General features: G+C 73.8%; 10 protein-coding genes. 1 reads left to right on the plus strand and 9 read right to left on the minus strand.

Annotated features, from left to right (window positions below):
* The 5 genes from VM242_14400 to pafA form a co-directional block, all read right to left on the minus strand.
* The coding region (locus VM242_14400; protein HVM06354.1) for a hypothetical protein at window positions 1–1,004 on the minus strand (1,004 nt) is incomplete at its 3' end.
* On the minus strand, window positions 1,001–1,954 hold the full coding sequence (locus VM242_14405) for a WYL domain-containing protein (protein ID HVM06355.1): 954 nt from the start codon (window positions 1,952–1,954) through the stop codon (window positions 1,001–1,003). The genes VM242_14400 and VM242_14405, both read right to left, overlap by 4 nt.
* On the minus strand, window positions 1,951–2,895 hold the full coding sequence (locus VM242_14410) for a WYL domain-containing protein (GenBank protein ID HVM06356.1): 945 nt from the start codon (window positions 2,893–2,895) through the stop codon (window positions 1,951–1,953). Before VM242_14410 ends, VM242_14405 begins: the two co-directional genes overlap by 4 nt.
* On the minus strand, window positions 2,892–3,908 hold the full coding sequence (locus tag VM242_14415) for a DUF3866 family protein (protein HVM06357.1): 1,017 nt from the start codon (window positions 3,906–3,908) through the stop codon (window positions 2,892–2,894). The genes VM242_14410 and VM242_14415 overlap by 4 nt, the downstream gene beginning before the upstream one ends.
* 63 nt (window positions 3,909–3,971) lie before the next feature.
* Window positions 3,972–5,330 (minus strand): Pup--protein ligase, encoded by a 1,359-nt coding sequence (gene pafA, locus VM242_14420; GenBank protein HVM06358.1) that lies wholly within the window; start codon window positions 5,328–5,330, stop codon window positions 3,972–3,974.
* Window positions 5,331–5,388: 58 nt separating this feature from the next.
* Here pafA and VM242_14425 point away from each other — a divergent pair, with 58 nt between their 5' ends.
* A complete protein-coding gene (locus VM242_14425; GenBank protein ID HVM06359.1) occupies window positions 5,389–5,724 on the plus strand; it encodes a DUF2007 domain-containing protein in 336 nt (111 codons plus the stop codon).
* Window positions 5,725–5,803: 79 nt separating this feature from the next.
* Here VM242_14425 and prcA read toward each other — a convergent pair whose 3' ends face one another.
* From prcA to VM242_14445, 4 genes are all read right to left on the minus strand, one after another.
* Window positions 5,804–6,538 (minus strand): proteasome subunit alpha, encoded by a 735-nt coding sequence (gene prcA / locus VM242_14430; protein HVM06360.1) that lies wholly within the window; start codon window positions 6,536–6,538, stop codon window positions 5,804–5,806.
* Between the two features lie 43 nt (window positions 6,539–6,581).
* Window positions 6,582–7,373: a proteasome subunit beta gene (prcB, locus tag VM242_14435; protein ID HVM06361.1), complete on the minus strand. Its 792-nt coding sequence runs from the start codon at window positions 7,371–7,373 to the stop codon at window positions 6,582–6,584.
* 24 nt (window positions 7,374–7,397) lie between these two features.
* Window positions 7,398–7,934 carry an endonuclease VII domain-containing protein gene (locus VM242_14440; protein ID HVM06362.1) on the minus strand — a complete coding sequence of 179 codons (537 nt, stop codon included), beginning with the start codon at window positions 7,932–7,934 and terminating at the stop codon, window positions 7,398–7,400.
* 70 nt (window positions 7,935–8,004) lie between these two features.
* Window positions 8,005–8,143 (minus strand): ubiquitin-like protein Pup (locus VM242_14445; protein ID HVM06363.1); only part of this gene is annotated, 139 nt, incomplete at its 5' end.

Consider the following 8,143-nt stretch of genomic DNA (forward strand, 5'->3'; position numbering starts at 1 on the left):
ACCGGGTACGCGAGCGGCCGCGGGCCGACCGGGGCCGACGGATGGGGCCGCCACCGGGCCACCAGCGGCTCGGCCTCGGGCGCCGCACCAGCGCCGGCCTCGGGGTACTGCCAGTCCGGCCACGAAGGGTCGCCGGCCGACGCCGGCTCCGGCTCGGACGCCGGGAGCTCGGTCTCGGCCGGCCCCTGGGGCGCCACGGCCTCGGGCCCGGCGTACCGCCCGTCGGCCTCGGGTTCGGCGAACCGCCAGTCGGCCTCGGCCGGTGCCGGGGGGGCCACCGCCTCGGGTCCGGCGTACCGCCAGTCGGCCTCGGCTCCGGCGTACCAGTCGGCCTCGGGCCCGGCGTACCGCCAGTCGGCCTCGGCCGGTGCCGGGTGGCCCACCGCCTCGGGTCCGGCGTACCGCCAGCCGGCCTCGGCCGGCGCCGGGTGGCCCACCGCCTCGGGTCCGGCGTACCGCCAGTCGGCCTCGGCCGGGTCCTGGGGGGCCACCGCCTCGGGTTCGGCGTACCGCCAGTCGGCCTCGGCCGGCGCCGGGTGGCCCACCGCCTCTGCTTCGGCGTACCACCAGTCGGCCTCGGCCGGCGCCGGGTGGCCCACCGCCTCGGCTTCGGCGTACCGCCAGTCCGCCTGAGGGTCGGCGAACGACCCGTCCGCTCCGGCCGGTTCGCCGGCGGCGACCAGCGGGTACCGGGGGTCGGGCTCGACTGTTCGGGGGCCAGCCGGCACGGGCCCGTCCCCCGCGGGCGCGCCCGCCACCGGCTCGGCCGGCCCGCCGTCGTCCGCTGTCGGCTGGACGGGCCACCCCGTCACCAGGGCCGCGTGCTCGTCGGGGACGGGGTCGACCACGGTCGAGGGAGGAGGACCGACGGGCCAGCCCAGGTCGTCGCGCGCGACCGTCCCGCCGCGGGACCGGCCGGTGGCGACCGCGCGGCGGCGCTCCCGCAGGCGGGCTCGTCGTGCGTGGGCCCGGCGGACGGAAGGCAGGTCACGCTCGGTGGTCACGGCCGGTCCACCCTACCGTTGTACCGCGCCCGTACCCGACGGGCGGCGCGCCGGCGCACGTCGTGGCCGCCCTCCACCACCCGGGCGTCGGGCCCCAGGCGGAGCACGAGGCGCTCGAGCCACGCCCGCTCGCTGACCCGGAGGCGGACGCGGCGCCAGCCGCCGGCGAGCTCCTCGACGGACTCGACGGGGTACTCCTCGGCCACCCAGCGTGCGGCCGGCGGGACCTCGATGGCGACGATCGGGTCCTCGGGCCGGGGCGAGAAGACGGGTGGCGACGGCGCCGGGGGGCGGGCGTCGAACCCCTCGTCGAGCACGGTGGCCGAGCGCATGCGGTCGACCCGGAAGATGCGGTCACCGGCGGCCGCGTGGCACCACGCCGCCACGTACCACTGGCCGGCGGAGTTGTAGACCTGGTGGGGGTCGACGACGCGGCGCGTCCAGGCGTCACGTCCGAAGGAGTAGTACTCGATCTCCACTTTTCGGCACGCAGCGGACGCGCCTTGAAGGGCGGTGAGCACCTCGGGCGGGGCGGCGCCCAGCTCCACCCCGACCGCATCGTCGGGGTCCACGCCGAGCACGGCAGCCACCTTGGCGAGGCCGCGGGCGAGGGGGCCGTCGGGATCGGTGCCCGGCGCGGCGACCAGGGCGGCGCCCGCGGCCACCAGGGCCAGGCCCTCGGCCGCCGTCAGGCGCAGAGGCCGGGCGAACCAGTCGGCGAAGCGGATCCACACCCGCCCGTCCTCGACGTTGGCGTCGATGAGGGTGTCCGGGGTGAAGGGGTGGACCCCGCACAGGAACAGCAGGCCCAGGTCGTCGACCAGCTCCTGCTCGGTGCAGCCGAACCGGGAGCACACCTCCTCGATGGTGGGGCCGTCCTGGGCGGCCACCCACGGGACGAGGGCGAGCAGCCGGCGGAGGCGCTGGTCGGCCGGCGCCGCCGGGCTCACGGGGCGGCCGCCAGGCGGTCGAGCCAGTCCACCATGCCCGCCCGCAGCTCGGGCGGCTCCAGCACCTCGGCGTGGTCGAGGAACCCGAGGGCGAACGAGCGGAACGCCTCCCGGTTGGTGACCGCCATGGCCAGGACCACCGACCCGTCGGGGCGGCGCTCGCGCACCGCCTCCGTCCCCGCCTTGGCCACGGCCCAGTCGGCCTGGTCGGCGTCCACCACGAGCACGGCCTCCACCTCGTCCTCGTCGCCCATCCGCCACGGCGCCGGCGGGCCGGCCGGCGGGGCGTGGGCGGGCCGCTCGTAGGCGCCCGCCTCGCCCGCCTCGGGCGCCGACTCGAGGCGGTCGAGCCGGAAGTTGCGGCGCTCCCCGCGGAGGTGGTCGTGCCCGATGAGGTACCAGTGCCCGTTGGCGAAGGAGAGCCGGTGGGGGTCGACGGTGCGCTCGTCGCCGCGGTACCGGAAGGTCACCGGGCGCCGCTCCCCGAGGGCCGAGAAGAGCACGGCCAGGTGCTCGCTGCCCGGGAGGGCGGCCAGCGGCGCCGCGGGGTCGGGCCCACCGGTGGCGCCGCCCAGCTTCCAGATGGCGACGGCGGCCTCGCCCGGCGACCCGGGGCCGCCGCCGGCACCGAGGCGGACGGTGGAGGCGGCCAGGTGGAGGGCGGCCAGCTCGTCGGGTGCCAGACCGGGGTCGGGCAGCTCGTAGCGGTCGCGGGGGATGCGGTAGCCGTCGCCGCCGTCGGCCCGGTCGCCCGGGAGGGGCTCGATGACGAGCGGGATGCCCATGGCCCGCAGGGCGTCCTTGTCGCGCTCGAACGCCCGCCGCGCCGATTCGCCGCCGCCGTAGCCGGGGACCCGCTGGGAGATCTCGGCCCGCGAGAGCGGCCGGTTCGCATCGAGGAGGGCGGCGACCAGGTTGAGCAGGCGCTCCAGCCGGTTCACCGCGTCGAGGCTACCGACGCCGCCAGGGCCCCGGCGGCAGCCGCGTAGGCGTGGAAGCCGGGGTCGTCGGCGGCCCGGCGCCCCATGCTGGTGACCTCGATGCCGGCGCCGTCCAGCAGGGCGAGCACGTCGGGGACGTGGACGTCGACCACCTCGTGGGGCGGGCCGGTCACGTCGGGCCGGGGGCGGCCGTCGGGGACCGCCACCCGGGCCGCCTCGTGGGCCAGGGCCAGCGCCGTGGCCGTGTGGTGGCTGACGCCGCGGTGACGCGGCCGGGGGTCGGCGTCGGAGTAGCGGACGGCGACGATCGGGCACGCTCCCGCCCGCCCGGCCAGGTCGACCAGCACCGCCGCGTCGACGGCGCCGTGCCCGCGCCCGGTGCCCGTCCCGACGCCGCCGGGGCCCGGCCCCGCCACCACGGCGTCGGCTCCGGCCGACACCGCCACCTCCATCGCCGACAGGGCGTTCACCGCCTCGTGGTCGCCGCCGAACGCCTGGCCGGCCGACACGGTCAGGGCCAGCAGGCCCTTCTCCCGGAGGCAGGCCACCAGGTCGGACAGGGCCAGGGGCAGGGCGGCGGCGTCGGTCATGACGTACCCGAGCCGCCGGCCCGGCGCGCCGGCGGCGAACGCGGCGGCGACGGCGGCCAGCTGCGAGTGGACGCTGCACACGACCACGGGCACACCGGCGAGCGACCCCGGCCGGTACGAGTCGGCCTCCTCGGCCACCCCGGTGTCCGCCTGGAGCGAGGTGTACCGCAGCTTCATCACGTGCCCGGGCCCGGGGGCGTCGAACGACGCCCGCGCCAGGTTCCAGTGCACGACGTCCCAGCCGCCGGTCCCCAACCCCAGGTCCACCGCCGTCGTGTTGACCACGACGGGGTCCCCCACGTCGACGCGCCCCACCAACGAGGTCAGGACGTAGGCCCGCCTCCCGTCGTCCAGCGTGACCCGCTGCAATCCCTCCCTCTCCGAGATCAGGGCCGCCACGGCCCGGGTGGAGAAGCTCGGCACCCGGCTAAAACCGATCGGCCCCGGGTGCCCCGGGGGAGGGACACGGCCCGCCGGCCCCGGGGCTCACAGGGACGCGATGAGCTTCTCGACGCGCTCGTCGCGCGCCTTGAACGGGTCCTTGCACAGCACCGTCCGCTGGGCCTGGTCGTTCAGCTTGAGGTGGACCCAGTCCACCGTGAAGTCCCGTCGCCGCTCCTTGGCCCGGCGGATGAACTCGCCCCGCAGTCGGGCCCGGGTGGTCTGGGGCGGCTCGTCGACGGCGGTGGCGATGGCCTCGTCCGTGCACACCCGCTCGACCAGGCCCTTCTGCTGCATCCGGTAGAACAGGCCGCGGTCCTGGGAGACGTCGTGGTACTGGAGGTCCATCAGGGCGATCTTGGGGTGGGTCAGCGGCACGTCGTGGCGGGCCTGGTAGGCCTCGAGCAGCCGGTGCTTGATCACCCAATCGCACTCGCGGTCCAGCGACAGGGGGTCCTTCTCGAGCCCGGTGAGGCAGTGCTCCCACATCATGAGGGCCTGCTCCTCGAGGGGGCTGAAGCCCTTCTGGGCGTGGTACTTCTGGGCCCGCTGGAGGTACTCGGCCTGGATGTCGATGGCCGTGACCTCGCGCCCGTTGGCCAGGCGGACCCGGCGCTTGCACGTGGGGTCGTGGCTGATCTCGCGGATGGCCCGGATGGGGTTCTCCAGGGTCATCTCCCGCAGGACGACGGCCGGGTCCTCGAGCATGCGCAGCATGATGCTGGTGGCGCCCACCTTGAGGAAGGTGGCGTACTCGCTCATGTTCGAGTCGCCGACGATGACGTGCAGGCGCCGGAACCGCTCGGCGTCGGCGTGGGGCTCGTCGCGGGTGTTGATGATGGGCCGGCTGCGGGTGGTGGCGCTGCTCACGCCCTCCCAGATGTGCTCGGCCCGCTGGCTGATGCAGTACACGGCGCCCCGCGCCGTCTGGAGCACCTTCCCGGCCCCGGCGTAGATCTGGCGGGACACGAAGAACGGGATCAGGACGTCGGCGTAGTGGCCGAAGTCGTCCCGCCGGCTGGTGAGGTAGTTCTCGTGGCAGCCGTAGGAGTTGCCGGCCGAGTCGGTGTTGTTCTTGAACAGGTAGATGATCCCGCGGATGCCCTCCTCGCGGAGGCGCTGCTCGGCGCTGAGGAGGAGGTGCTCGAGAATGCGCTCGCCCGCCTTGTCGTGGACGACCAGGTCGTAGATGGAGTCGCACTCGGGCGTGGCGTACTCCGGGTGGCTTCCCACGTCGAGGTAGAGCCGGGCGCCGTTCTCCAGGAAGACGTTGCTGCTGCGGCCCCAGCTGACGACCCGGCGGAACAGGTAGCGGGCGACCTCGTCGGGGCTGAGACGGCGCTGCCCGCGGAGGGTGCAGGTGACGCCGTACTCGTTCTCGAGCCCGAAGATGCGCCGTTCCATTCCACCCCTGCTCCCCGGCCGGGACCGGACGTCTCCTCCCCACGGTACCGTTCGGTGGATGGACCGCGGTCCGATGGTGCACCTGGTGTCGGTGGGCAGTTCGTTCCACGCCAGGGTGATCGCCGCCCGCCTCGGGTCCGACGGGATCCCCACCGAGCTGCGCGGCGCCGTGGACGGCCCCTACCCGGGGATGGGCCAGGTCGACGTGTACGTGCGGGGCGACGACGCCGAGGTCGCCCGGGAGCTGCTGCTCGTCGACGAGGTGGAGTCGGTGTTCGAGCCCGAGCCCGACCCGACGCCGTACCGGATCCCCGTGCTGGCGGCCTGGATCGCCGTGATCGCCGTGGTGGCCGTCGCCACCACGTGGATGGCCCGGTCGCTGCCGAGCGGCTAGGCGCCGCGAAGCGGCAACCTGTCGTCGAAACGACCCGGATACGAGTCGTTTCCGCGACAGGTTCGGGGCGCCCCCGTCGTCAGGGGGTGGCGGGCTCGCCGGGAGGAGCCGAGGGCGGCTCGACCGGCTGGTCCAGCAGGGCGGCGAGGTCGCCGTCGACGATGCGGCGGAACGCCCGGCGCTCCCGGGGACGCTCGAGGACGGCGACCTCGAGGTCGGCGGGGTGGAGCGCCCGGTCGGGCCCGCCCAGGGCCTTGCTCGCCGCCTTGAGGGCGTCGCCCAGCGACCATCCCTCGACGAAGGCGTCCTTCATGCGGTCGTGGATGTTGTCGGCCTCGCCCCCGAGAACGGCGAAGTGGTCCTCGTCGTAGATCGTGCCGCTGAAGTCGATGTGGTAGAGCTGGTCCTTGCCGCCGTTGCCGTCGGGCGGGCCGACCTCGGCGACGAGGATCTCCACCTCCATGGGCTTGATCTCCCTGGTGAACACCTGGCCCAGCCACTGGGCGTAGGCGTTGGCGAGCGACCGGGCGTCCACGTCCTCCCGGCTGTACTCGTAGCCCTTGACGTCGGCGTGGCGCACGCCCCCGACACGCAGCTGGTCGAACTCGTTGAACTTGCCGACGCCGGCGAATGCGATCCGGTCGTAGATCTCGCTGATCTTGTGCAGGGTGCGGGACGGGTTCTCGGCCGCCAGGAGGATCCCGTCGGCGTAGACGACCCCCATGAGGGACCGGCCCCGGGCGATGCCCTTGCGGGCGTAGTCCGCCTTGTCCTTCATCATCTGCTCGGGGGCGACGTAGAACGGCATGCTCATCGCGCCACTCCCGGGCTCGCGGGGCGGGTGGAGACGCGGGCGCTCACGGGTGCATCCCCCGGTTGGTGCGGCGCTCGATGAGGGCACCGAAGCGCTCGGCGACCTCGGCCTCGGGGATGCGGGTGAAGCCGTCGGCCGAGATGGTGGCGATGACCGGGTAGATGCCGCGCACGGGGTCCGGGCCCCCCGTGGCGCTGTCCTCCTCGGCCGCCTCGTACAGGCTCTGGATGGCCAGCTCGACCGTGGCCTCGACGTCCATCCCCTCCGTCCATCCCAGCTTGACGGTGGTGCGGGCGTCGCGGCCGCCCGACCCGTCGGCGTGGTAGTCGGCCTCCTCGTAGCGGCCGCCGGTGACGTCGTAGGTGAAGATCCGGCCCCGCCGCCGGCGGATGTCGTAGCCGGCGAAGATGGGCACGACGACCATGCCCTGGAAGGCCATGGGCATGTTGGCCCGGATCATCCCGGCCAGCTGGTTGGCCTTGCCCTCCAGGCTGAGGGAGGCGCCCTCCACCTTCTCGTAGTGCTCGAGCTGGAGCTGGAAGAGCTTCACCATCTCCATGGCCGGCCCGGCGGCACCGGCGATGGCCACCCCCGAGTGGCGGTCGGCCGGGTAGACCTTCTCCATGCTGCGGTGGGCGATGCTCGTCCCCGCCGTGGCCCGCCGGTCCCCCGCCATCACCACGCCGTCGGCGTAGCGGATGGCGACGATCGTCGTCCCGTGGGTGACGGTGACGCCGTTCATGTCGATCTGCGGGGGGACGCCGTGGAGCCGGCGGAGAAGGCCTGCGAAGCTCGGTCCGGGGTCGTCCGTGGCGGGAAAGAGCGGCAGGTTCATGACCCGCCGGAGGCTAGCGGGCGACTACGCCCGCCGGAGGAGCAGCGCCTCGACGCGCTCCTGGAGTCGGTGCTGAAGAATCCACTCCGCGGCGCGGGTCAGCAACTCCGGTGAATCGTCGAAGTCACCTAGAGCGTTGTTGCAACGGAAGCACAAGAGACCGCGGATCTGGCCCGTCCGGTGGTCATGGTCGACGTGTAGCGAGATCCCTGTCGTCGGGAGGCGGCCGCAAACCCCGCAGACGCCGCCCTGATCGGCGAGGAGCGCGTCGTAGTGCTCGAGCGTGATCCCGTACTTCCGCAAGAGGTGGCCGGCGCGGTTCTTGCGCCTGCCCTCTGGAGACTGCTGGAGCCGACGCTGGTTCTCGAGATACCGCTCGCGGTTGTCGTCACGCCAGCGCTTGGCTCGCTCGATCTCCCGGTCACGAACCTCGGGGTACCGCTCCTTCGCTCGGGCGCGGAAGCACTCCTTGCAGTCACCGCGGAGCCCGTCTCGGCCGCCTACCGCCTTGTAGAAGTTCTCGAGTGGCTGCGGCACACCGCACTTGGTGCAGGTCCTCACGTACCAAGCCTAGCGAACACACGTTCGGGCGTCCAGTGACGTTACAGGTCGCGCATCGCCTTGGACGTAACTACTGGCCGCCCTTCTGTACGTACGAACGTACAAAGTCCTCTGCATTCTCCTCGAGCACCTCGTCGATCTCGTCGAGGAGCTCGTCGAGCTCGGCCTTGATCTTGTCGCCCTGGGTGGTATCGGCGGGCGCGGTCTCG

It is taken from the genome of Acidimicrobiales bacterium (assembly GCA_035540975.1).
Taxonomy (GTDB): domain Bacteria; phylum Actinomycetota; class Acidimicrobiia; order Acidimicrobiales.

Bases quoted from the DNA above. Each gene is read 5' to 3' on its own strand.
- prcB (HVM06361.1), bottom strand. From the start codon at position 7,373: ATGAACCTGCCGCTCTTTCCCGCCACGGACGACCCCGGACCGAGCTTC.
- pafA (HVM06358.1), bottom strand. From the start codon at position 5,330: ATGGAACGGCGCATCTTCGGGCTCGAGAACGAGTACGGCGTCACCTGC.
- VM242_14425 (HVM06359.1), top strand. From the start codon at position 5,389: ATGGACCGCGGTCCGATGGTGCACCTGGTGTCGGTGGGCAGTTCGTTC.
- prcA (HVM06360.1), bottom strand. From the start codon at position 6,538: ATGAGCATGCCGTTCTACGTCGCCCCCGAGCAGATGATGAAGGACAAG.